A 25132-nucleotide genomic window follows, 5' to 3' on the forward strand; every position below is an offset into this window, starting at 1 on the left:
GCAGAAGGTCTACCATAACAAACATTAACAGGACACTAAGAGTTAGGTTCCCTGCCATCACAGCATAATAACGGAGCAATTCTTTCCGCCAAAACTCTCCTTTTGTGCCAAAAGTCACATGTTTGTTTAGTATGAATCCGAACATATTTACACAGAACCAGGTCAAGATTGTTGCTATCAGATAGGGGATATGCAAAACCTCTATCCAAAAAAGCATCAGTGCAAGACTTAGCAAAAAAGACAGTCCCCCGACTAAGCAGAAAAGGAGAAATCGTCTATGCTTCAAAAAGATTGACATGCCGGTAAGCCGTTACTTCAAAGCGAATACTACTTAAATAATGAGATTTTTATCTGCTAACAGAAACCAAAATGACCGCGATACGACAACTCTGACAGAAGGCACCGTTTGCGCGGCATTCGGCCAAATGAAACAGCAAAGCCGAAGCTTTTCAGGCAACGGCTTTGGAATCAAAGAGAATTGTGCTACATTTTCTGTTGTCAATCGACCGTTATATCGCAGGGCAGGTCAATGAAACGGGCGAAATATTATTCCAGTGTCAACGCAATTCTATCGACTTTTGAATCAAGGCAAAAAATGCAAAACTTAAAATATTCGTCCCTCGAAAAAATCGACGTCTCCAGTCCAGCGGATAGACTAGCCTTTATCAGTGAAAAAGTAAAAAATAAAATTGTCTTGGATTTAGGCGCTCTTGATGAAACAGCCTATGAACAAAAAGAGAACACATCATTTTGGCTGCACAAACGAATCTGTGAGGTAGCAAAAAGAGTCTATGGCGTTGACAATTCGAGCCTCATTCCAGAAGAGGGTCTGAAGCCTTTCCCTAATAGCACCATATACAAAGAAGATGTCTATCGTCTAGAGAAGACAGTATCCAAGATTAAGCAGATCGATATTGTCGTTGCTGGTGAATTGATTGAACACCTGACGGATACACTATCCTTTCTCAAAAGCATTAAAAATATCCAGTCTCTTCAAGGCAAGGAATTAATCCTGACGACTCCAAATGCAACAAGTTTACACAATGCAATTGTCGGCACGCTCAAAAGAGAAGCAACTCATGTTGATCATTTGTGTATATACTCTTACAAGACTTTAAATACGCTCTGCAAACGAGCTGGTTTCTGTTCATGGGAAATCATTCCTTACCATATGGCATTCCCTGAAATGATCTCTAGTTCTCACGGCTTTAAAAAATATTCCACAATTTTGTTTGAAAAACTTGTCAATTTTGGGGAAAAGGTATGTCCACTACTATGTGGCGGGTGGATAGTCCATATAAAAATTTAAGTGCTTTGAGACATGAAATTGATAGATAGTTGCTTTTCGTAAATGAAGCTACCATCGTCTAAAATCAAGTAATAGGAATTTGCTTTCGCTGAGTTAACGTAAAGCTGCCCAAAAAGCCCTAACCATGAATTAATTACGGTGACACAATATAATTGTGTCACCGTAATTAATTGTTTTTAGAATGGAAACAGCAGAGGGATAACCAGCGTCGCAACAATCCAGACCATGATGTTAAGCGGAGCGCCCACCTTGGTGTAATCGAAGAACTTGTAGCCTCCAGGACCCATGACCAGAGCGTTCGATTGATGACTGATCGGGGTCATGAAGCACATGGAGGCGGCAACGGCGACCGCCATGAAAAAAGGTCGTGGTGAGACAGCCAGTTCCATCGCTGTGTTGTAAGCAATTGGAGCGACCAGCACGGCAGCGGCAGCATGGCTCATGACTTCGGTCAGACAGAAGGTGATCAGGAAGACCGCTCCCAGAACAACCCATGGTCCATACGAGCCGACCCCCTCGATAATGAAGCCCGCCAGTAGCGCCGCTGCGCCACTATTCTGCATGGCATGGCCCAGTGGCAGGGTGCCCGCAATCAAAATCAGGATTGGCCAATCGATACTGTCGTAGGCTTCCTTGACGGTCAGGCACCGGGTCATGATCATGATAAGGCCACCGAGTGTTGCTCCAATGACGATCGGAGTTGTGCCGGTGACACTTAGCAAAATGACGCCGAATATTGTTGCAACGGCAATCGGAGCCCGTCGCGGACGATAGGAAACAGGGTCCACCCCCCCTAACACCAGAAAACCATGCCCCTGGCCGAGGTGACGTACTTTCTCCTCAGGGCCCTGTAGTAGCAGAACATCCCCAAAGCGCAGAACAACGTGGTCAATTTTTCGAACGACCGGGGCGCCGCTGCGCCAGATCGCCAACACGGTTAACCCGTGCGTGTCGGCGAAGCGTTCCTGACGTAATGTTTTGCCGACCATGTCACTGGTCGTGGTCAATGAGGCTTCAACCACGACGATTTTCTTGTCTGAAGTGCTGGGAAGAGGATTGTCACGTTCTTGCACAACGGATAAACCCTTCTTTTTTCTGATCTTGAGAATCCCTTGAGGATCTCCTTCAAGAAAGAGAATGTCTCCAGCTAATAATTTGCGGTTGCGCTTCGGTTGTGGGAACTTTTGTTTGTCCCGTAACAGGGCACGCACCTTCATGTTGAGCTCACGTTCCAGGTGGCTCTGACTGATTGATTTGCCGTGTAACGGGGAACCTTCCAGGATCTCGACTTCGGTGATGTATTCCTTGACCTGGTAGGCTTCAGTTAAGGAACCCGACTTGCGGTTGGGCAGAAGTTTATGGCCGAAAAAGGCCATGTAACTGATGCCGCAGGCGAGCAGAATGAGACCGAGTGGCGTGAAGTCGAACATCCGGAAACCTTCTCCAGTGTATTGCTGAAGCAAGGTGTTGATGAGGATGTTGGGTGGCGTGCCGATTAAGGTACAGACTCCGCCAAGCAGCGACCCGAAAGCAAGCGGGATGAGAAGCTTGCTGGCCGGAAGTTTGGTTCTGCGGGCCATCATGATGACGACCGGCATCAACACCGCGGTGGCGCCAATGTTGTTGATGAATGCTGAAAAGAAGGCGACAACACCCATGATAGCGGCGATCATCAAGGTCTGGTTGTGACCGGTCATACGGATCAGGTGCTCGCCGAGGGTGGAGATTGCCCCGGTGGAGGAAATCCCTGCGCCGAGCACGAACATGGCGGCAACGGTGATGACGGCGGGATTACTGAATCCGGACAAGGCTTCTTCCGGTGTGACCAGTCCGGTCAAGGCAACAGCCAAAAGAACCATGAGGCTGACCAAATCCATACGAATCCACTCTGTAGCAAAGAGGATGATGGCGATCAGCAGGATCAGTAGCGTGAGGGTTATGTCCATGGAAGCCCTGCAGCTGAGGGTTTTTATGCGAGCGTGATTTTATTTATTCTACTGAATATCGACTTAACTACAAGTCGTGAAAGTTGCAGCGGACAAGCAAGGGTCAGAACTGGCAATAATTGCTGAGATCAGGGCGATCCCACTTGCGCCTGCCTGTTGGACCTCGGTTGCTCGTTCAGGGGTGATGCCCCCGAGAGCAAAGACGGGGATTGAGCTGTTACGACAAGCCTCGGATAATTTTTTCAATCCTTGAGGTTCGCCGTACTTTGCCTTGGACGGTGTTGCGAAAACAGGGCCGAAGGTAACGAAGTCGGCACCTTGTTTGGCCGCGCGCTCAATGTCTTCTTTACTGTGTGTTGACACACCGATCAACATTTTTTCGCCCAACTTCGCCCGGATCACCTCGGTTGCTTCGGAGTGTTCCCCGAGGTGAACTCCGTCGGCTTTTACGGCGAGCGCAATGTCAATGTTGTCGTTAATGAAAAGAAGTGCGCCATGGCTCCTGGTCAGAGCCCTCAACTCTTTGGCTAAGGGCAGGAGCTCGGCTGCAGGCAGGTCTTTCTCACGCAGCTGAACCGCTTTGACACCGCCTTTCAATGCTGCTTCAACAGCAGTGTGCAGGGTGAGGCCGTTGGCCACCTGCTTGCGATCTGTGATCAGGTAGAGGGGGAAGTCGATCATGTAAAGCATGATCTCCTTAGCTGTAAGCTTTAAGCTATAGGGCTGTAAAGTTGTGAGCAGCAAGAAAAATCAGTGTTGCGAATGAACAGTCTTTGCTCCTTGTTGTTTCCCTTTGCGTCATTGCGTTGAAAGCTCAGCCTGTCTCTTTTTGCAAGAAAGCCCCATCCCAATCTTTCCAGACCGGATCGTAGCCTCGTGCTCGTAGAAGATCAGCGATTTCAGCCGGTGTACGGTCATCATCGATAGCGAACTGTTCCGTGGCGGAGTCTTCTTCGCCGTAGCCGCCCGGAGCGGTACAGGAACCGGCGCTCATCTGTGTTACCCCCAGGGGCAACAAGTTGTCGCGCAGTTCTGCATTTTCTCTCGTTGAGAGGACCAGGCCGGCGTCGTTGAGGAGCAGGCGCATGGCGCACATCAGCTGTACAAACTGTCGATCCGAGACAGGGTTCGGTGGTTGAAATCCCCCTTCCGCCGGACGCAGGCGAGGGAAGGAGACGCTCAACAGGGTGCGCCAGTAATTGTGCATCATGTAGCGACCGTGCAAGCCGGCAAAAAAGGCTTCACTGCGGAAGTTGCCAAGGCCAAGCAGAAAGCCTATACCAATGCGGCGTAGTCCGGCTTCACCAGCGCGTTCTGGGGTTGCGAGTCGGAAATTGTAGTCGCGCTTGCGGCCGCTGGGGTGCAGCTTCTGGTAAAGCTCTGGATCGTAGGTTTCCTGGTAGATCGTCAGCCCATCAACCCCGGCAGCCACCATCTCTTTGTAGCCCTCAGTCTCCATTGGATAAACTTCGATGCTGATGGAGGAGAAGAGTGGTCGAATCCGTTCAGCGGCTGCAGCAATAAAATCGTTGCCGACCTTGCCCGGTGCTTCGCCCGTTAATAGCAAAATATGACGGAAGCCCTGATCATGAAGGATGCGGGCGTCACGTTCGATTTCATCAAGATTCAGGGTGCGGCGGGGAATCGGATTGTTGACCGAGAAACCACAGTAGAGACAGCTGTTGTGGCATTCGTTGGAGAGATAAATCGGAGCGTAGAGCAGAATTGTTCGACCAAAACGGCGCAAGGTAATCGCATGAGCTTTCTGGGCCATCTCTTCAAGGAAGTCTTCTGCAGCCGGTGAGAGCAAGGCCATGAAATCCCGGTTGTCGAGTTGCTCGGCAGCCAGTGCGCGTTGCACGTCCGCGGCAGTCATGGCCTCAATCTCGGCAATAACCTGCATCGGGTCGTATTTTTGGATGACCTCTTTAAAACTCATTAGGGTTCAAATCCGTTCGGTTAACGATAAGTTGAAAGAATTAAAGCGTAACGCAAAGACGCTAAGAAAAGCCAAGAAAGACGCAAAGGGTTACTCTTCTCGCTTTTTGAAGTGGCTTTCTGTGCGTCTTGTTAATTATCTTTGCGCCTTTGCGTTAATTCTTTTATTTGTTTGGTTAGCTTCTCAAAAATCCTGTCAGTGGGCTGCTTGCTTCGGCTTTGTCCTGCTGCTTGCCAAGCCCGGCAAGGTAGGCTTCGCGACCGGCTTCGACACCTTTTTTGAAGGCGGCGCCCATGGCCCCCGGGTCTCTAGCGACAGCCAGAGCGGTGTTGACCAGCACTGCGTCGGCTCCCATCTCCATCGCCTCTGCGGCGTGAGAGGGCGCTCCGAGTCCGGCATCAACCACAACCGGTACTATCGCCTGTTCTATGATGATGGCGATATTGTCGCGTGTACGAAGGCCCTTGTTGGTGCCGATCGGAGCGCCGAGAGGCATCACCGTCGCGGTGCCAACCTCCTGCATGTGCTTGGCGAGTACCGGATCAGCGTTGATGTAGGGCAGGACGATAAAGCCTTCTTTGACCAGAACTTCTGCGGCTTTCAATGTTTCGATCGGGTCGGGCAGCAGGTAGTAAGGGTCGGGAGTTACCTCCAGTTTGATCCAGGGTTCACAGCCCGCTGCGCGGGCGATGCGAGCAAGGCGGATCGCTTCTTCAGCGTTACGGGCGCCGCTGGTGTTTGGCAGCAACAGGTAACGCTTGAGGTCGATGTGGTTGAGCAGGCTGTCCTGTGGGTTGTCGACGTCGACCCGCCGTAGCGCAACGGTGACAATCTCACTGCCGGAACCTTCCATTGCAGCCACCATCGCCTCGTTGGATGCAAATTTTCCGGTTCCGACCATCAGGCGTGAGTTGAAGGAACGCCCGGCAATAATCAATTCGTCCATATTAACCTCGAGAAGAAGGGAACGCGGTACGCGGTATGTGGTACGCGAAAAGCTTTTGACTCTCCCCGAACCTCGTCCCAGTTTTTAACCACCCCCGACGAAGTGGATGACTTCCAGAGTGTCGCCATTGTTTAAAAGCGTCTCTGCCAGTCGCTGGCGCGGGATGATGTTTTTGTTGTGCTCGACGACTAGCTGCATACAATCAAGCTGCATTTGATCCAACAACTCCTGAATGCAGATGCCGTCCTGAATCTCACGGGCTTTGCCGTTGACGATGATATCCATCTAAAGCTTTCCTTCTTTGTCCGGAGGTTCGCCCAACAGAAGGCGTAGCACCGCATTCGCTTGATGATGAGCAGCCACTCCGACGCGGGGAGCCATAAGCCCGGTACCCGGTGCGGCTGCGGTGGTGGCATCGCCACAAAGGTAAAGATTTTTGGCGACTTGTTGGGTCCGAACGGTATTCGCCGGGCCATAGCCTGCCATGCCGGAGCCGGTCACCATTGGCCTGTCCGGGAACCTTGCTGCAAAGTTTTCGATCAGCATAACTTTCTGGCCCGCGAGGTCAAAGGCTTCCACCAGGACCTGGGCATGACCAAAGACTTCTGGAATGTTCTCCGGAGTCAAGCGCAGGTGGCAGGCGGTGACGCGGACGTGCGGGTTGATACGTGCCAGTGTGTCGCGAAGGGCATAGACTTTTGGCAGCCCGATTTGGTCAATAAAGTATTGCTGCCGATTCAGGTTGGAAGGCTCGACGAGATCGAAGTCGGCAATAATCAGATGGCCTATGCCGGTCCTGGCCAGTGCTATCGCTATGGCAGAGCCAAGGCCACCGACACCGGCAATGCCGATGGTTGCACCTTTGACCGTTGCATGGACGCCCGGGGTGTGGCGAGCTGTCATCAGGGCATCAAATTCTTCAGCCCCGGGAGCCTCTCCACGTTTTATCAGAACCACCTGGTCGCCGTTGCTCAGTACGGCCTCTGACGAGGCAGGAAAACCATTGACAATCAACAGATCGGCGTCTGACTTGATACGGTCTCTGACCGAACCGAGCGATGCGTTTTCTGCAAAAGAGTGGTCCTGTTCGTTGACTTTGATCTGCATAATCGATCTCAAAAGCAGGGGCTTGAAACAGCAAGAGCCGCACATGGCGGCCCTTTTCGAGGAAACCCCGAAAATTGCGCCGCTTCCCTACGCCGGTATAACCCGGATCAGGTTCGAGGGGTCGTCCATAGTACAGACTCTCAGTAGAAGCTACTCCCCCAGGGCGTGAAACATTCTTTAATTGTTGAAGTTGAAGATTATCAGTCTCCTTCACACCCAGTCAACTGCAAACCTGCCTTTTCGGTTGTCATGATGCTATGGTTCAACTAGGATGGAAACCTGGTTGGGTCTATTGGCCTATGACTGGAGTGTAGTGGTCAGGTAAATTTGAGTTGAAAGCAAAACTTTTATCTGCGATCGAAATTGTTTTTCTCGTGTGTTTTTTATGTGGAAAGGATCTAGCGGATGAGTATCTCGAACCGCTTTCGTGATATAGCAAAAGACGTTAACGATTTTTGGGTGAAGCTCAAAGGTTGTGATGTGAACGCTGAACAACCCTCACGGGTTGTCAAGAAGGCCAACAAGGGTTTGCAGGAATGGGTCGAGCAGGTCGGAGAAGTCCCCCGAATGAAACTTGAATTTCAACTGACACCGGTTCTTATGAAAGCCCACGACACTCTGGATGGTGCTCGATTAATCTTCGAAGAGCGTGGTTTTGACGAGTATGCAAAGACAACCTGGGATTTGCAGCAGAAAATCTATCGTCTGCTGAACGATCTTTAGTTCCCCCGCTTTTCTCAACCTTCCCGAAATTTGAGTTGAACCCCTTTTAGAAAATTGCGCAGAATCTGATCCTTGCACTCACGGTAGTGCTTGTGGTCAGGTCTGCGGAAGAACGCACTCAGTTCGTGCTTGCCAATATGGAAACCGGCCAGGGCGAGGAGTTCAATAATCTCTTCAGCTTTCAGGTTCAGGGCGATTTTCAGCTTGGTAAAAATGATATTGTTGTTCAGTCTTGTCTCCGGTTTAGGTTGAGCCCCTTCTCTTTTCCCTCGTCTTTTGTTTATGAAGCCATTCAGGAAGATGGCCATCCTGGTGTCGCTGCACTCCTTGAATGCAGGGTCGTCATCTTTTTTCAGCCAGTCGCTGATTTCTTCGCGGGTGACTTCGTGGTCGGCCTGACTGAAAATTGCAATCATTTGTGAATCGCTCAAGTCGAAGGTGTAGCGGATTCGGCGTAAAATATCGTTGTTGGTCATCTGGGAGACCTTAATCCTTATTTCTGAAAGAGTTTGTGTTCTGCTGAGATAAGTTTAACAGGAATGCCGGGAATAAACGAGAAGAGGCACGCTTTTCGTGCAAGCGAGGCCGAGTCATGTTTCTCTCTGGGTAAATCAAGTTGCGTCAGTTTTTTGCAGGGTTGCTTGCTGTCAGAAACTGCCGCGTCGACGTTTGCCTGATGACTTGCCAATGAGCCAGCCGAAAAATAAAACCCCGGCACCGGCCAGAAACCACTTGATGACAGCGGTTCTGGTCAGCGAGCCCATCTCTTCATCAAGCGCGATGTTCTTGGCCGAAAGTTCCTGGTTGGTTTTGCGTAGCTGGTCACGTTCTGCCGTGATTGCTATGACTTCTTTAGCTTCATTCTGTAGGGCTTGGTAATCCTGACGGGTCTGTTTTAACTCTGCCTGGCTCTGCATCCACTTATCTTGCAATGCAGTATTGTTTTCTCGCAAGTCAATTAATTGAAGGGCAAGCTCTTGTTGGGATTTGCTGCTTTGTGAGTTTGTCGAAGCGGCCTGCTGCCGGATCTCTTCGATTGTGCTGGCGAGTTGATCCCGTTCCTTCTGCAGTTTGTTGATGATGACGGGTTTGGGTGTTGCCGTTGTCAGGTATTTTTGCAGGATATAACCGACCTCACCTTCTTTGGTCCTGGCCTTTATATATTCGCCTGTCTCTTCGAGAACTTCGACTGCCGTATCAGTGCGCAGGTAAGTGATTGGTGGAGCGCTGTTTTGAGGTTGCTCTCGTAGAGACACAACGAGTTGGTCAGAAACATAGCGTGTTTCTGACCAACTCGTCGAAATAGAGCAGAGTAAAATAAGCAGGATAGAGCTTGTGAGTCGCCAGGAGGTTTTCATCGCAATTTCTCCGAGATTTTTCTTTGTCTGTATATTCAATGAGTTACATAATATATAGGGCTTGATGAAATCTGTCTACCCTTTGTTGTCCTGCCGGATGGTGCTCGCCACTTATTTAGGTCTGCCTGTCTGGGTTGATCGCTGCTTTTCCGGGACAGGGCATTGATAGCCCATGTCGGCGCTATCGGCAGGTACGCACATGACACAGGAGTGCGTCATCTCTCCGCTTTCATTACATAAACGTTTACAAACCATGGTGTTTCTTTTGCACGTCGAACATTCATCAAAAACAAGTTTATTCAGTAACTTAAGCATTCTTCCCTCGCATGGCATGTTGTCTTTTGTAAGGAAGTACTACAATTGGCGTGCCAACTCCCACAGGGAGTTTGCAGGAAGGGTGAGAGGGGAGGTTCAGGCAAGGCGAAGCCTCTCAGATATTGATGTGCAGAAAACTAAAAGTGGCTAACACTTTGTCGTTGTACTGTCTTTTTGAGGTAAGTCGATAGTACTACGGTCATTGACACGTAAACCGTGGCCGATGAGGAGGGCGTTTGAACCGGTTGTGACCTGATTGATACCTAGCAGCTTGTCGGATTTTCCATGAATACGCTGCTAGAATAAAGCCTGGCATGATGTCTCCTTGAACCCTTGTTGTGTTGATCCAGTATAAGGACGCTTTAGGTTCAGTCAAGGTGGCATGATTGTTGCTGATTTCAGGCAGGTTACTCAACTAGATTCAGTTGCATTATGATCAGAAACCATCGTTTCCCGCCCGGCAGCATCGCCTGGCCTATTTTGAAGGAATAGAAATCATGCACAGAAAATTGATGAATCTTTTTTACGAAGTCCGTGATCCCAACCTGAGTTGGGATGATATCGGTGGTTATGTCGATGTCAAAGAGACACTCAAAGAGATGGTCTGCCTGCCGCTGAAAAAGCCGGAAATGATTCGCAAACACAATCTTGGTATCCCTGCCGGAGTCATGCTCTGGGGGCCTTTGGGGACTGGCATCACCATGTTGGCAGAAGCCTGCGCCATGGATGCCGGTGTCAGCTTTGTCTATGTCTCTGGGCAGGAGATGCTCGGCAAACACGAGGAGCTCAAGGAAGCTTTCGATATCGCTATTCACGAAGCGCCCTGCGTCCTCTTTATCTCGGATTGCGAATGGCTGGCTCCCCGGGCCGGTTGCGATTACGAGTGGAGCCCTGGCAACCTGCGTGCTATCCCGCCCACTTTTGCTGACAAAGAACTGACCAAGCTCTTTGTTGAACAAGTTGATCGCATAAACCAGGTCGAAGGTGTGATGCTGCTCGGCTCCTGCTATCGCATTGATACTGTCGACCAGGCTGTGATCAAGGAAAAGAAACGTTTTAACCGTAAGGTTTTCGTCCATCCGCCGACTGACGTGGATCGTCGCGGCATGCTCGATATCTACATGGACCAGATGCCTAACCTGGCTGAAGGCATCGATCGTGATGAACTGGCACGCTTAACTGAAGGCTATGTCGGTTGGGATATCGAGAGCCTTTGCAAGCGGGCAACAGTGAACGCGATCAAGAACGACTCCGAGATTGTCACCGCTGAGCACTTTATGCAGGCGCTCAAGGAAGTTCGGCAGTTTTTGACTCCGGATATGGTTGAGAAGTACCACGTTATTCGCGATACGGATTGCCCGCATCATTATGAGTTCTGAGCAGGTGGATAACCCGCTCTTGGTCGCCGCCATAATCTAAAAGCAAAATGTATTAACTGGAATGAAGGTTTTCCGTGAGTCACGATCCTCCAGAAATTTTCACTCGCATTTATGCCCGCCACGGCCACCGTTGCCCGATGAGTACGCTCGGGGGGCGCCTCGGACTTGCTGCTTTAAAGTGGTTGGGTGTCTGTGATGGAGAACTTCAAGCGATTTACAGCAATCGAACCTGTGCCACGGATGGAATCGCAGAGACGACCGGGTGCACTGAAGAAAAAGGTTCACTGATCGTCAAGAATGACGGTCGTCATGCCTTGACCCTGTCCTCTGCAAAGACTTCTGTCGAAGTTGAATTGACTTCAGAAGCACTGGAGATGGCAGGACGATATCGATCGCTTTGCAACCGACTTGAAAAGGGTTGGGACGATCTGGAAGCAAATGAACAGGTTAAACGGCGTGCCGAGATGGACGCTTTGCTAGATGAGCTTTTACCGCAGTTTTGGCAAGCTGAAGATCAGAAGCTTGTGCAAAAAATATCGAAAGATTAACACACCAAAAGTAGGCGCTCTAGGCGATGACGCAAAGGAAAGCCTTCTAAGAGTTTGCTCTCTTGGTTTACTTTTTTTAGTCTTTGCGCCCTTGCGTTAAGTTTCGTTAGCGTAAGCCTTTAAGAGGTTTTGAAAGATTCACATGCCTGATTCAATCTGGATGCAAATGCTGACCGTGATCTGGGACGAAATCGCCAATATGTGGTGGTTTTTTCTCCTGTCGATTGTTCTGGTCGGGGTCATCAAAGGCTATAAGCTGGACCTGCGCATCCGCGATTTTATCAATAAGGCAGGGCCCTGGGGTATTGTCGTCGCTGTGGCCGTCGGTATGGTTTCGCCGCTCTGTTCCTGTGGTATCTTACCAGTCGTGATCACTCTGGCAATGATTCAGACCCCTCTTGCGCCGTTAATGGCGTTACTGGTGACCTCTCCGGTGATGGGCCCGGATGCCTTGATTCTGACCTGGAGTGCTCTCGGAACGGAGTGGGCGGTTCTTAAGGTGGTCGGTGCCGGAGCTCTCGGATTGAGTGCTGGTCTGATCACCCAGTTACTGATTAATCAGGGCTACCTGGCTGGCAATCTGATCCGGCTTAAACCGAAGTACAGGGAAGACGGCACCCTGGCAACGGCCAGGGAAATTGGTGCTGAGGCAGGGATTCACGTCAAATCGATGACCATCGTGCCGCGTGCCAGTAAGTTGCGCTTCATCTTTGATCGAACCCTTGATGCGGGTCTTTTCGTTGGTAAATTTCTGCTGCTGGCGATCGTGCTGGAAGCGATCATCGTAACCCTGGTTCCGGTTTCCTGGGTTACGGGCCTGGTTGGCCAGAAAAGTTTTGTCTCTCTTCTTCTTGCGGCGATTATCGGTCTGCCGCTGCCGACCAACCAGATTCCGATTATTCCGATCATGGCCGGTCTGTTACAGCGAGGGATTGATCCGGGCGCGGCACTGACCTTGTTCATGGCTGGACCGGTTTCCAGTTTACCGGCTATTATCGCTCTGGCAGGCATGTTCAAGAAACGTGTCCTGGTGGTTTTTTTGAGTGTCAGCCTGAGCGTTTCCATTCTGCTCGGCTGGCTCTATCAACTGCTAGGAGACTTTTGATTTAACAAGGCCCTACTGCGAATCGCTACGGCCCGTTAAAACAAAAAGGCTTCTGGGTGATGGAGTTCCGCCGCCTCTACGGGGGCGACTAGACGGCATTCTGACAATTCAAACGGGTATCTATGCAACGGTTGAAGCAAATAGGTCTCAAACTACTCTTTCTGACAGGATTTTTTTTCGCTCTCGGACTCTCCGGTTGTGCGCCGGTGCTTGTCGATGAAGGTGTCGATAAAGATGTCCAGTCATATGGTAATGATCACATCAGTGAGGATACCGTCTGGTCCGGAAAGATCTTGATCGACGGCACAGTCAAGGTCGCCAAAGGCGCGACCTTGACGATCTCACCCGGAACCAGCATTGCTTTTGTCAAACGTGACGCTGATGCCGATGGCTTGGGAGATGCGGTACTCGCAATCGAAGGCAGGCTGATGGCTCTTGGCACCCGGCAGCAACCGATCCTGTTTCATAGTGCCGCCGAGGACCCGCAACCTGGCGACTGGCTGGAGATACGGGTCGATTTTTCCCAGGAGGTCCATCTTCGTTACTGTGAAATCCGCGATTCCGCCTATACCATGCATGCTCATTTTACCCGAGGCGTGGTTGAAGACAGCTGGATTCATCACAATATCGATGGTTGCCGCCTGGGTCAGGCCAAGTTCACCTTTCGCAATAACCTCATCGAACACAATCAGGGCAAGGGGGTCAACTTCCGTAACTCCACCGTTGATGTTCACCACAATATCCTGCGCTTCAATGGCTCCGGAATCTTTCTGTTTGAGAATGATCGCGACTTTGATATTCACCACAATAATTTTTACGGCAACCTGGACAGCTTGCGCCTCGGTGACTTTTATACCGGTGACGTGACTGTTCATGACAACTGGTGGGGAACCGCCGACCAGGAAGCCGCCAAAGCCACGATTTACGATCGAAGCAAGGATCCTGAAATCGGTGGGGTAATGATTTCTCCTGCTCAGAAATGGGTTGCGGGCAGCGGTCCACGTGATGCCCTGCTCCTAGATCCGGCGTGGGACTATGCAACGGATGGTTATGTTGATGCTAACCTGGTTGCCGGTGATGAAAAACTTTATGTCGCGAGTTGGGACGGCAGTCTCAGGGCGATGAATAAAGCTGGCGAAGTCCTTTGGGGCAAGGACCTCGGTGATACCCTGGATGCAACACCGGTATTGTCTCATGGGCAACTTTTTATCCAGACCTGGAGCCGTGAAGTTTACGCTCTGGATGCGGCAACAGGAGCCGTACGTTGGCGTTTCGATTACTCTCCTTCGCCTGCCGATGATCATCGCCAGGCCGGTCTGTTTGTGGTCAAGGATCTGGTCCTGGTGCCTGCGTGGAACGGTACTCTCTTCGCTCTCGATGCAAAAAGTGGTGAGAGACGCTGGAGCTTTCCCGGTGGGCAGCCCTTGCGTGCCCAGCCGGCGTACGATGGCAAAAACCTCTACCTGGCTAGCGGTGATGGAACTCTTTCAGCCTTGAACCTCGATGGCGTTCTGCAATGGCAACAGACCTTGGCCGCCCCCTTATTGAGGGCCCCGGTTGTTTTGCCGCAAGGGATTGCCATTGTCAGTCGGGAAGGGTTGGTCGTCGCTTACGATCAGCTTGGCCAGCTTCTCTGGCAGCAGGATCTCGATGAAATCTGTTACTACGGGGCCCCTGTCTTCTCGGAGGGTGCTCTCTTTGTGGCGACCGCAGGCAACGGACTCTGGAAGCTTGATGCCAAAACGGGAGAGGTTGTCTGGCGGGTCGAACTGGCCGGACCATCCTACGCTACACCACTCATCGATAACGGTCGCATCTTTATCGGTGACAACAGCGGTGCCCTGCGCGTGTTTGGCGTTGATAGCGGGCATCTTGTGACGCAATACAAGCTGGATCGAGAGATACAGGGCCGTCCACTCGTCTTGTCTGATCTGCTTCTAATTGGTAGCCGAGACCACAAGGTTCATGCCTTCACACTAGTCGAGCAGTCGAAACCATGAGCAAAGAGAAAACCTTTTTTAACGCAAAGACGCAAAGGCGCGAAGAAGGTCAAACCAATAAGCTTCTAAAGGTTCTCTTTGCGTCTTGAGAGAGCTAATGCGAACGGGCGTTAAAAAGTTTGAGTCATTTTGAAGGAAAACAGTAGCTCTATGATCAACCAACCCGCAAATCGTTTTGTGTGCTGGGGAGTTTTCTTCCTCTGCCTTGCGACCCTGATGTACGAGTTGATTTTGACCAGGATTTTCTCGGTGCTGATGTGGTACCACTTTGCATCCATGGCGATCTCTCTGGCCCTCTTCGGCTTTGGCGTTGCCGCACTCACCGTGCAGCTGAGACCCCGATGGTTCCAGGGGGGCGATGCGCGCTTTCTGGCCGCCCGCGGTGCCGTCCTCTTCGGGCTGAGTGTCACACTCTTCTTTGCGGTGTTTGTTCTGTTTCGCTGGCAGCCTCATATTGGTTTCAAGGTTTTGTCCTTTTTTCATCAACCTTTTTATCAACCCTTTCAGCAAGGCACGCCTGACGCCGGTGTGCCGATTGGTATGCTGATTGCTCTGACCTGCCTTTACCTGATAACTGCACTGCCGTTTTTCTTCGCCGGGATTTCTCTCACTGTTCTTTTCGGGCGCTATCATTCTGATTTCAGCCGCCTCTATTTCTACGATCTGATTGGCGCCGGTTGCGGTTGCCTGTTGATTATCCTGCTGCTTAAGTTGTTCGGTGGAATCACTTCGTTGCTGCTGATTGCCGCTGTCGGTGTTGCCGCGGCTTCACTGTTGCTGCCACGAAACATTGAGGCCGTGCATCGTTGGGGTGCTCTGTTGCTGCTGGTGCTGCTCCTCGCGCTCGGTACGGTTCACGCGATGACCGGCTTCGCCGAGATTCGTTTCGTGCGTGGACGTTATGAGCCGAACCTGCTCTGGAGTGCCTGGAACTCTTTCTCGCGCGTGGCCGTTTATCCGGCCGAGGGACAAGCCAAAGATCAGGCCTGGGGCCTGTCGCGTACATACCGGGGACAAGTGCCAGATCAGCTGGGTATGGTTGTCGATGACACCGGCTACACCACCATGTACCGCTGGGATCGTCAGACCGGCCTCGATTTTTTCCGTAAGAATGTCATCGGGCTTGCTTACCAGATCAAAGAGCAGCCAACGTCCCTGGTGATCGGCCCGGGCGGCGGTAAGGATGTCTTGACCGCACTTGCTTCCGGGGCCGAGAAGGTTACGGCTGTTGAGGTCAATCCGTTGATTGTCGATGCGGTCAATGACCACTTCGGTTCCTTGACCGGAGAGCTCTACCGTCATCCGCAGGTGCGTTCCGTTGTGGATGAGGGGCGCAGCTTCGTACGTCGCGATCAGAACCGCTACGACATCATCCAGGCGTCTGCCGTCTTTGGCCGCATGGCTCCGGCCGCCGGTGCCTTTACTCTTTCGGAGAATAATCTCTATACCCTGGAGGCTTTTACCGACTACTGGGATCACCTCCGTGATGACGGAATCCTGACTATCTCACGCTTTATCTTTGAGCGGGAAACCCTGCGCCTGGTCTCCCTTGGCCTGGCTCTACTGCAGGAACAGGGGGTGGCTGATCCGGCCGCCCATATCGCGGTCGTGCGTGAACGCGGGCTGGCTAATTTCATGCTCAAGAAGACACCCTTCTCGGCAGAAGAATTGACCAACCTGAGAGAGCTTATGGTCGATATGGAGTTTCAGGAGGTCTACCTGCCTGATCGTCGCGACGGTAAAGGGGCTTTCCATGAGCTGATCAGCGCCAATGGCAGCGCAGAGTTTTATGCTGACTTCCCCTTCGATATCAGGCCCGTTACGGATGACCGGCCGTTTTTCTACTACATGCTTAAACCTTTTGAATTTATTAAGCTTTTAAGTTTTCCCGAGCAGGGCAAGTTCGAAGATAGAGCCATTGTGACCCTGCGTAACCTGCTGGTTGTGGTGGGCGTTTGTGTCTCGGCGTTCCTGATTCTTCCATTGCTTCTGTGGCGTCGGGAGGGATTGAAAAGCTCTGGTAGCGGTTGGCGCGTGCTTTACTTTGCCTGCCTCGGCCTCGGCTTCATGTTTATCGAGATTGGCCTGCTGCGGCGTTTCATCCTCTTTCTTGGACCGCCGATATATTCTTTGGCGGTTATCCTCTGTTCCCTTCTGATCAGTTCCGGCGTCGGTGCGCTCTGTTCGTCGCGCTTGCCATCCGATCGTTTACATCGCTGGCTGCCAAAGATTCTATTGGCACTGGTCTTGCTCTCTATTGCTTATGTCTTCGGTCTGCCCTCGATCCTTGATCCTTGTATGGGACTGCCGGTCTTTGCCCGTTGCCTGATGGCAGGTGTGCTGTTAATTCCCCTGGGCCTGTTAATGGGGATGCCCTTGCCGATCGGTATGCGCCTGTTTCACGACGGCAACGACCTGATCCCCTGGAGCTGGGGAGTGAACAGCGCCACGAGCGTGCTCGGTGCGATCCTGGCGGTGGTGGTTGCCATGAATGCCGGATTCACGGTGACTTTGCTGGTTGGGACCTTACTGTACTTGTTGGCCTTGGTTCCGGTTTTCAAAAGTGGTCGCTTTTAAGAACTGTGAAAATTTTATGAGCCAAGAAGGAGATTCGACGCGGAGGCGCAAAGACGCAGAGAAAAACTTGTAGATTTTTGCTTTTGGGCCTTATCTGTTGTTATTTGAAGTGAGCTTTACAAGATGAACAATGTCTTTTTAAAATATACCTGTCTGCTCCTGTTGCTTCTGGGGTGCTTGCTGTCAGCCTGCACGCCGGAAAACGAGAGTGGTCTGAGCGGACAACTCCTTTTCCAGGATCAACCTCTGGCGACGGCTCAGCTCGAGATCTATCTCAAGGCCGACAAGGATCGCTCCGTGCAACCCTTTGCGGTTACGACGACTGACGCCGAAGGCCGCTACCAGGTTTCTTTGCCCGAAGGGTCTTACTTCGTGATCGGCAAGAAGCGCGAGACGACAGACGATGGTCGAACCCGTATGCTGATGGCCGAGTCGCCGGCCAACCCGCATCAGGTTGCTGATGGGATAGCATCGGTTGCAAACTTTAATTTGCGTGAAATGGGCCGGGAAGGTTTGCCTGTCGCCGATGAGAAGACCGGGGTCTCCGGTCTGATTACATATCAGGATGAACCGGTCTCAAGGGCCTTTATTTACATCTATACCGAAACCGATGCCGGGCTGACAGGTCCCTCATACGGCGAGGCGGTGCAGGCCGACAAAGAGGGACGCTTCACCATCAACCTGCCCGTTGGACGCTACTCCCTGGTTGCTCGCAAGCGTGCGGACGGCAGCCGCTCAGGGGCCCTGGCTCCCGGTGATCTGAATGCAACTTATCCTGGCAACCCGGTGGAAATTCGCAGCGGGGAGATCCTGGCTTTAAACGACTTTGCCCTGTCCAAGGTGGACGCGGAGGTCCATGCGCAACGTCAGGCAGACGGCGTCTTCACCAAAACAGAAACCTTGCTGCGCGGGCAGGTTGTCGATGCGGATGATTTGCCGGTCAGCGATGTCTATGTCTTCGCCTATCTTGACAGCCGCATGGTTGGCAAGCCGGTGCATATGTCGGTTCCGACTGGCGCTGACGGGAATTTTTCCCTCTTCCTCAGTGATGGCGGGACCTACTACATCGGAGCACGTAGCGCTTTTGGCGGGCCCCTGGAACCGGGGGAGTGGGTCGGCACCTTCGATGGCCAGGCTGATCACAGCGTCACCGTCACGCGTGGTGCGAACGACGATCTCGGTATGATTATCGTCAAGGAGTTCTGGTGAAATTCTTCCTCCTGATAGCTCTAACCTTCTTATTCTCAACCCCGGCAGCCGCTCTGGTTGTGGCCCAGGATACGGTCTGGGACGGTCAGCACTCCTTTGGCGAAGATGTTCAAGTCCTGCCCGGAGCGACCTTGACGGTTACTCCCGGTTCTCAGCTGTATTTTAGGGGCACCAGTCTGGAAGTCTCCGGTCGTTTGGTGGCTGAAGGTGCGGAGTTCTCAGGTGAGAATTGGGAAGGGTTGCGTCTCAAGGGGGTTGATAACTCCACACGAATATCAGACTGCGTGATCAAGGGGGCGGCAACAGGCATCTTTGTCCAGGGGGGTACGCCACTCCTGGAGGGACTGACGCTTTCTGCGAACAAAGTAGGTATCGAAGTGCGCGGCAAGGCAGCCGGAAAGGTTATTAACTGTCGCTTTACCGAGAATCTCAAGGTCGGTCTCTTCATCAAGGATGACAGCACAACGTCGGTCGTTGATTGTCGCTTTGAAGGTAACTTGCGTTACGGTGCTTATCTCTATCACGCCCGTCCGCAAATGTTTCAGGGCAATATGTTTGTTAATAATGATACCGGCTTGATGATCGCCTACCATGGGACTGACCCGGAAGTGTTCGACAACCGGTTTGAAAAGAACCAGATCGCGGTTCAGGTTGATCGTGCCGCACGTCCGGTCCTGCGTGGTAACCTGCTGCTTGGTAACCAGACCGGCTTATATATCTATCGCCGCTCAGATCCTTTGGTGACGGGCAACCGTATCGAGGAAAATGGCGTTGGCCTGTTGGTTGCTTATTCCTCGTATCCGGAGATCGAGAGCAACGATTTTCTGAACAACGGGATGGCCCTTAAACTGGAATTTCAGTCTTCTTCATGGGAAGCAAAACGTGGCGCTGACGCCAGGGCCGGAGAGACCTCAGCCCGCAGTGCTTTTGCCGGGCAGGGCATGCGCAGTGTGAGCGAAGAGGATAGGCGTGCCAAGCGCCTCGATGGTATGGTGAACGCTGGCAATAACTGGTGGGGGAGTGAGGGTACGCTGGAGTTGACAAGCATAGGCTCGGACGGAAACCCCTCTTTTATCCATGATGGCAGGGATCAGACGACTTTTATCGATGAAGGTGAAGAGTACCCCTTGGATAAGGTTGCCCATTCTCCATGGCGCAAAGTCCCTGCAACGGAGATACAACGATGAAGTGGTACCGTCCTCTTTTTGCCTGTGTTTTGATCTGCCTGGTCAGTGTGACCGCGTTCGCCGAAAGTGGTGTGCGCGGTCGCGTCGCCTGGCGCGGTGAGCTGATCCCGGAGATAACAGTCCGGGCCTACCGTCAGATTGCGGACATTGGCAAAGGTGACGTGGTCGCTGTTTCAGCGCCGACTGATCTTGATGGTCTCTATCAACTTGAATTGAAACCTGGCAACTACGTTCTCACCGCCAGCAACAGCTCTGGAGCTCTCAAGCCGGGGGATCTCTTTTGCTACTACAGCGGCAGCCCGATTCAGATCCCGGCCGAGGGGTATCGCAATGTCGGCTTCAACCTGATCCGCGTTCCAGATGCGCAGCCGGTGAAAGATGCTGCACGGTCCGGTATCTATGGGCAGCTCAGCTACCAGGGTGAGCCGTTGGAAAAGGCTTATCTCTATGTCTACAAAGACCCCTCTAAAAACTTCAAGGGGCCGGGGTACTTTATCCAGCCGGTGGCTCGTGGTGACTTCCGACTCAATCTTCCCCCCGGTGAGTATTATCTCCTTGCTCGCAAGAGAATCCAGGGTGGCCAGTTCGGGCCGATAGAGATTGGCGACTATTTCAACTATTACCATGGTAACCCGGTTCGCATCGAAGCCGGTCAGGTCCAGGAGATCAAGATCGAGACGGTGACCCGCCTCTCGATGCTTGAGGAAGATGTTGTTGACCTGCAAGGTGTCAGCGGTCAGGTCGTTGACGCTTCGGGGGTCGCTCAGGCAGGACTGTACGTTTTTGCTTACCGACAAGCAGCGATGACTGGAAACCCCGATTTTTTCTCTGCGCCGACCGGTGCGGACGGGCATTTCGAGATTTCTCTTCCCGACAGTGGGCCCTACTACCTGCTGGCGCGGCAAGCCTTTGGTGGACCGGCGGGTGGTAATGAACTTTATGGCAAGTTACAGGCGCCAGGTGGCGATCCTATGCCGGTTACTGTTTCGACAAAGCAAGAGGAGGTAGTGATCCATGTGGCACCGAAGACTTCTGACTAGTTGGATTGTCGCATTTGCCAGCTTGATCCTGGTCAGCACCTGCTTTGGCATGGAGCTGACAGGGAAAGTAAAATGGTCCGGGCAGGTCGATCTGCAGGAACCGGTCATTGTGAGCCCCGGTGCGACTTTAACGATTGCTCCTGGCACCCAGGTGTCAGTAGCGAATTCCCAGGTGAAAATCAGCGTACGCGGGCTGATCAAAAGCCAGGGCAGCGCAACGTCTCCCGTTGTTTTCAAGGGCCCGAAGGGTTGGCTGGGGATCGAGTTTATGGAGGCGCCTCAAGGCAGCTCCCTGGTCTGGACAGAATTTTACTCCGCCCAGGCAGCGCTTAGCAGCTTTGCGACGGACTTCAAGGTAGCAAACTGCACCTTTAAAGATGGCGAATTTGGCGTTAGGCTGCTGCGCGAATCCAGCCCGGTTATTATCAATTCAACCTTTAAGGACAACCAGGTTGGCATCGCCAATGAAATGAAGTCTGGTGCAAAGATTCGTGGCAACAGCTTTATCAATCAATCGCGCTCAGCGATCCTGGCTTCTCACAACAGTAAGGGCGAGATTGCCGAAAACAGGTTCGAGAAAAACAAGCAGGCAGTCACCTTGCTGCAGGACTACCCGGATCGTATCAGTCAGAACACCTTCATTGAGAATGAAGTGGGGGTCTACTGCAGCCAAACCAAAAGCAGTCCGTTGATCGAAGAGAACCTCTTCGAGCGCAACCAGTACGGGGTGTTGAATTTCTCCTTTTCCTACCCAGTGATCAAAAATAATCGCTTCATCGACAACAAGACTGCCGTACACAACGATCAGTACGGATCTCCTGTGGTTGAGAACAACCTGTTTCGCGGTAACGAAATGGCTCTTTATAATTATCGCAAATCCAATCCCAAAGTTCGTTTGAACAGTTTTGAACAGAATGCTTTGGCGCTCTACTGTGATTTTTCAGCTTATCCGGACGTTAAAGAGAACAATTTTCTGGGTAATGTTCTTGGCGTTAAACTCGGCATTTATCAGAGTGCCGACTGGGAGCGCCGTTCCGGCTCAAAAAAAATCATGCAAAAAGAATCGGCCTCGCGTAGAAGCCAGAACCCGTTGCTCGCCAATGCCCCGGAAACCTTCAGTGACTTCGTTGATGTCAGCGGCAACTGGTGGGGGGATGATACGGCGCAGTTGACCAAGGTCGGGGAGGGTAATAGCCCGCTGTTTTACGATCGACACGACGAGCCTGAGGTTACTTACGAAAACTACGGTCCAGGGGTCTATAAACTTGATCGCGTGCACTTTTCTCCCTGGCTGAATGAGCCGGTGAAAGATGTCGGACCTGTGGAGTCGAAATGAGGCGGTTGGTCTTTCTGATTCTCCTGATGGCAATGCCATCTCTGCTTACAGCGGCAATGATTGAAGGTCGTGTCGTGAGTGGTGATGAGCCGCTCGCCGGGGTCGTGGTGACAGCCCATGCTTCACTCGATTTCACAACCGAGCCGATCGCCCGCTCGGCGGCCAGCGACAGTGAAGGCCTTTATCAAATGGAATTGCCGGCCGGTACTTACGCCCTCTTTGGTTGGAATGATGATCGTAGCCGGTTCGCTTTTTGTGGCCGAAACCCGGTTAACCTGACGGAAGGCTCGACCTGGGTTGGCCTGCAGTCTGTTCCGGTCACAACCTCAGATGTTGATGCTTATGATGATGACTATAGCGCGGCCATAGAAGGCCAGGTTCTGCATGAAGGCACGCCGCTGGAAGGGGCTTACGTTTACCTCTACCTGGATGTAGCTGAAGATCTTAAGGGCCAGGGCTACCGCCTCTCTATGCCAACGGGGCCGGACGGCTATTTCCGTTTTGATGGCTTGCCGGAGAGCGATTATTATCTTGTTGTACGGCATCGTCAAAACGGCCAGCGGGTCGGGCCGGTGCAGGAAGGAGACTCATTTGGTCTATTCCCTGGCAACCCTTTAACTGCAAAGTCAGGACAGGTGCAACAGCTCAAGCTGCACAGTGTTGCCAAGCTCAAAGACGCCAGCGAAAGTGAAACCTTCGGCCGAGCGACGGGCCCGGTTTTACGGGGGACCGTCGTGGATACTTCGGGGCAGGGCGTTGCCGGCGTACACGTATTCGCTTATGTTGACCGGGTTATCGGTCATCAAAGACCTGCGGCTATTTCGACACCAACGGCTGTTGACGGCGGTTTTGTCGTCAACCTGCCGGAGCCGGGCACTTACTATGTTGGAGCACGAGAAGCTTACGGTGACTCTCCTGCACCGGGAGAACTCTTCGGCATGTATGAAGAGAGTGCTGATCATGGTCTGACCCTCGAGAAGGGCCAAAACCTTGACGAGCTTCGCATTGTCGTCGAACCGGTTGCGATTTTTTAGACTTGGGTCTCGTGTTAAGAAATGGGCTGGGCTTTTAACGCAAAGGCGCAAAGGCGCAAAGGCGCAAAGGCGCAAAGAAAGCAAAGAAAGCAAAGGTAAGGCAAAAGCTTAATTTCCTTTGTTTGACGTATTATCCTGTTCATCTTGTCTCTCCCTGTAAGTAAGGGTTTTGCTTTGAGCTATAAAGAAAGGTCATTGTCGTTATGGAAGAAAAGAAGCCGCAAGAAGTTAAACTGGAGATCCAACTTGACGAAGAGACGGCTCAGGGGACTTATGTCAACCTGGCGGTGGTCAATCACAACGATTCGGAATTTGTGGTCGACCTGATCTTTGTTCAGCCACAGACTCCTCGTGCAAAGGTTCGTTCCCGGGTGATCCTTTCTCCTCAGCACGCCAAGCGTTTTGTCGCTGCGTTGCAGGAGAATATTAACCGCTACGAACAGAACTTTGGCGAGATTGCACCGGCCCAGCAACCTGCTGATGATGTGGGACATTATCATTAGGCTATCATGATCTCCTTACTCCGCATACGTCTGGCGCTTGTTGTCGCGGTCTTGTGTCTGCTCAGCAGTTGCACTTTGGGGGCACCTGCCCTTAAACTGGGAGATAGTGTCATCGAAGGCAAGGTGATCTGGAGTGGTCAGGTCCATATCGATGGCATCGTGACAGTCAAAAAGACCGGTCACCTGACTATCGAACCAGGGACACGGGTTCTTTTTGAGGCGAGAGATAAAGATGGTGACGGCATCGGCGATGCTGAGTTGCTGGTTGAAGGGGCCTTGATTGCGCGCGGGACAGAAGACGCTCCGATTGTATTTACCAGCGCTGCCGAGCAGCCCAAGGCGTCTGACTGGAAATACCTCTATCTTGATTTTGCCCGTGAGGCTGAACTTGATTATGTGATTTCCGAATACGCCTACAGCGGTTTGCAGGTACACTTCTGCCGGGCTCGGGTGACCAACTCGATCTTCCGTTACAACATTGATGGGTTGAGGTTTTCAACTGTCAGCCTGTACGCTGCAGGAAATCGCATCTACGGAAATCGCCACGGTCTGCGTTACGAAGAACGTGGCAGTGAGGCCAGGTTGCACCACAATGATATCCGCGATAACGAGATCGGTCTTTTTGTTGTGACCCGATCAGAGGACAAGGCTCTCATTGAACAGAATAATATAACCAATAACAGCCAATATAATGTCAAACTGGGTTGGCAGCAGCCGGGCGATGTGACTTTACCGAACAACTGGTGGGGGATATCAGATCCCGTAGCGATACAGAAAACATTTTTTGATCGGCAATTTGATGACAGTCTGGGGGTGGTAAGTGCCCCGCAAGTTTTGACCAAAGCGGTCAAATTGAGTGACTGGCTAAAACACGAAGGAGCTACACCATGAGCACGATCCGTATCCTTTTTAACGCACTGTTATTTGTCCTGCTCATCACGGGTCTCACCGTCTCTTCTGCACAGGCTTGTGTCGGAAAAACCCTGGTGGTGGGGGCCCTGGATAACCCGCAGCAGCGGGTTCTGGCGGAGATGCTCTCGGTGCTGATCGGCGAGCGGACCGGCACGACCGTCAAGGTGGTCTCGGTTGCAGGGCACGCAGAGGCACACGATGCCATGATCCGGGCTGAAATGGACATGTATGTCGAGTACACGGGGGTGGGGCAGGTGATCATCCTCAAAGAACAACCGATCGCTGATTCTGATGAGCTCTATAAGGCGGTCAAGGAACGTTACAATCAGGATCTGAACCTGGTCTGGCTGAAGCCTTTCGGTTTCTCTGACGAGCGTTATGCGCCGGAAGGGACTGTGGCCGTTGCGGCTCCTGTCGTGCGTAAAGACACCCTGAAGAAATTCCCGGCCTTGGCTCGCTTGATCAATAAACTGGGCGGCTCGATCGATGACCCGACCATGAAAGAGCTGGAAACGGCGAGCGCTGCCGGGAACTCCCGTGATGTGGCACGCAAGTTTCTGAAAGAGAAACGATTCATCTAACCAAAAAACAATCAGCCACAGAGGCACGGAGACGCAGAGAAAAGATTAACCGCTAAGGATGCTTTTACGATTTCCTCT

Annotated in this window: 23 protein-coding genes and 1 riboswitch; of the genes, 15 read left to right on the forward strand and 8 right to left on the reverse strand. The window is 52.0% G+C overall.

The genetic code is table 11. The features are described from left to right. Positions 1–529: 529 nt before the first annotated feature. On the forward strand, positions 530–1309 hold the full coding sequence (locus P9J64_05935) for a methyltransferase domain-containing protein (GenBank protein MDG5467865.1): 780 nt from the start codon (positions 530–532) through the stop codon (positions 1307–1309). Positions 1310–1485: 176 nt separating this feature from the next. Here the strand turns inward: P9J64_05935 and P9J64_05940 are convergent, their stop codons facing one another. The 6 genes from P9J64_05940 to thiF all read right to left on the reverse strand — a co-directional run bounded on the left by P9J64_05940 (position 1486) and on the right by thiF (position 7247). Next, entirely contained in the window at positions 1486–3255 is a 1770-nt protein-coding gene (locus P9J64_05940; GenBank protein ID MDG5467866.1) for an SLC13 family permease, read from the reverse strand. 63 nt (positions 3256–3318) lie between these two features. After that, entirely contained in the window at positions 3319–3945 is a 627-nt protein-coding gene (gene thiE / locus P9J64_05945; GenBank protein MDG5467867.1) for a thiamine phosphate synthase, read from the reverse strand. Positions 3946–4069: 124 nt separating this feature from the next. Beyond that, positions 4070–5194, reverse strand: coding sequence for a 2-iminoacetate synthase ThiH (gene thiH, locus P9J64_05950; protein MDG5467868.1), 1125 nt, complete (start codon positions 5192–5194; stop codon positions 4070–4072). Between the two features lie 175 nt (positions 5195–5369). After that, a complete protein-coding gene (locus P9J64_05955; GenBank protein ID MDG5467869.1) occupies positions 5370–6140 on the reverse strand; it encodes a thiazole synthase in 771 nt (256 codons plus the stop codon). Between the two features lie 84 nt (positions 6141–6224). Beyond that, the gene (gene thiS / locus P9J64_05960; protein ID MDG5467870.1) at positions 6225–6425 is read right to left on the reverse strand and encodes a sulfur carrier protein ThiS; all 201 of its coding nucleotides are present in this window, start codon (positions 6423–6425) and stop codon (positions 6225–6227) included. After that, complete coding sequence (thiF, locus tag P9J64_05965; GenBank protein MDG5467871.1) at positions 6426–7247, reverse strand: sulfur carrier protein ThiS adenylyltransferase ThiF; 822 nt, start codon at positions 7245–7247, stop codon at positions 6426–6428. It abuts the gene before it with no gap. Positions 7248–7314: 67 nt separating this feature from the next. Beyond that, positions 7315–7417, reverse strand: a riboswitch (TPP riboswitch). Between the two features lie 235 nt (positions 7418–7652). Here thiF and P9J64_05970 point away from each other — a divergent pair. Beyond that, positions 7653–7970: a hypothetical protein gene (locus P9J64_05970; GenBank protein ID MDG5467872.1), complete on the forward strand. Its 318-nt coding sequence runs from the start codon at positions 7653–7655 to the stop codon at positions 7968–7970. A gap of 14 nt (positions 7971–7984) precedes the next feature. Here the strand turns inward: P9J64_05970 and P9J64_05975 are convergent, their stop codons facing one another. Both P9J64_05975 and P9J64_05980 read right to left on the reverse strand, forming a co-directional pair. After that, entirely contained in the window at positions 7985–8446 is a 462-nt protein-coding gene (locus tag P9J64_05975) for a DUF1456 family protein (protein MDG5467873.1), read from the reverse strand. 171 nt (positions 8447–8617) lie between these two features. After that, a complete protein-coding gene (locus P9J64_05980; protein ID MDG5467874.1) occupies positions 8618–9328 on the reverse strand; it encodes an SH3 domain-containing protein in 711 nt (236 codons plus the stop codon). A gap of 827 nt (positions 9329–10155) precedes the next feature. On the opposite strand from P9J64_05980, the gene P9J64_05985 reads away from it, so the two are divergent. From P9J64_05985 to P9J64_06045, 13 genes are all read left to right on the forward strand, one after another. Continuing rightward, positions 10156–11022, forward strand: coding sequence for an AAA family ATPase (locus P9J64_05985; protein MDG5467875.1), 867 nt, complete (start codon positions 10156–10158; stop codon positions 11020–11022). 74 nt (positions 11023–11096) lie between these two features. Next, on the forward strand, positions 11097–11570 hold the full coding sequence (locus tag P9J64_05990; GenBank protein MDG5467876.1) for a formylmethanofuran dehydrogenase subunit E family protein: 474 nt from the start codon (positions 11097–11099) through the stop codon (positions 11568–11570). 142 nt (positions 11571–11712) lie between these two features. Next, positions 11713–12675, forward strand: a complete 963-nt coding sequence (locus P9J64_05995; protein ID MDG5467877.1) for a permease — start codon at positions 11713–11715, stop codon at positions 12673–12675. Between the two features lie 122 nt (positions 12676–12797). Next, positions 12798–14675 (forward strand): PQQ-binding-like beta-propeller repeat protein, encoded by a 1878-nt coding sequence (locus tag P9J64_06000; GenBank protein ID MDG5467878.1) that lies wholly within the window; start codon positions 12798–12800, stop codon positions 14673–14675. A gap of 150 nt (positions 14676–14825) precedes the next feature. Then, positions 14826–17252: a hypothetical protein gene (locus tag P9J64_06005; GenBank protein MDG5467879.1), complete on the forward strand. Its 2427-nt coding sequence runs from the start codon at positions 14826–14828 to the stop codon at positions 17250–17252. A 123-nt stretch (positions 17253–17375) separates the two neighbouring features. Beyond that, positions 17376–18461: a hypothetical protein gene (locus tag P9J64_06010; protein ID MDG5467880.1), complete on the forward strand. Its 1086-nt coding sequence runs from the start codon at positions 17376–17378 to the stop codon at positions 18459–18461. After that, positions 18458–19648 carry a NosD domain-containing protein gene (locus tag P9J64_06015; protein ID MDG5467881.1) on the forward strand — a complete coding sequence of 397 codons (1191 nt, stop codon included), beginning with the start codon at positions 18458–18460 and terminating at the stop codon, positions 19646–19648. The genes P9J64_06010 and P9J64_06015 overlap by 4 nt, the downstream gene beginning before the upstream one ends. Then, complete coding sequence (locus P9J64_06020) at positions 19645–20688, forward strand: carboxypeptidase-like regulatory domain-containing protein (GenBank protein ID MDG5467882.1); 1044 nt, start codon at positions 19645–19647, stop codon at positions 20686–20688. The genes P9J64_06015 and P9J64_06020 overlap by 4 nt, the downstream gene beginning before the upstream one ends. Further along, positions 20663–22024 (forward strand): right-handed parallel beta-helix repeat-containing protein, encoded by a 1362-nt coding sequence (locus tag P9J64_06025; protein ID MDG5467883.1) that lies wholly within the window; start codon positions 20663–20665, stop codon positions 22022–22024. The genes P9J64_06020 and P9J64_06025 overlap by 26 nt, the downstream gene beginning before the upstream one ends. After that, entirely contained in the window at positions 22021–23058 is a 1038-nt protein-coding gene (locus P9J64_06030) for a carboxypeptidase-like regulatory domain-containing protein (GenBank protein MDG5467884.1), read from the forward strand. The genes P9J64_06025 and P9J64_06030 overlap by 4 nt, the downstream gene beginning before the upstream one ends. A 203-nt stretch (positions 23059–23261) precedes the next feature. Then, positions 23262–23561 carry a DUF3467 domain-containing protein gene (locus tag P9J64_06035; GenBank protein MDG5467885.1) on the forward strand — a complete coding sequence of 100 codons (300 nt, stop codon included), beginning with the start codon at positions 23262–23264 and terminating at the stop codon, positions 23559–23561. Positions 23562–23567: 6 nt separating this feature from the next. Then, positions 23568–24452, forward strand: coding sequence for a right-handed parallel beta-helix repeat-containing protein (locus P9J64_06040; protein ID MDG5467886.1), 885 nt, complete (start codon positions 23568–23570; stop codon positions 24450–24452). Then, positions 24449–25054, forward strand: a complete 606-nt coding sequence (locus P9J64_06045; protein ID MDG5467887.1) for a glycine betaine ABC transporter substrate-binding protein — start codon at positions 24449–24451, stop codon at positions 25052–25054. The genes P9J64_06040 and P9J64_06045 overlap by 4 nt, the downstream gene beginning before the upstream one ends. The last annotated feature ends 78 nt before the right edge of the window (positions 25055–25132 follow it).

The sequence above is a fragment of the Deltaproteobacteria bacterium IMCC39524 genome (assembly GCA_029667085.1).
Lineage (GTDB): Bacteria > Desulfobacterota > Desulfuromonadia > Desulfuromonadales > BM103 > M0040.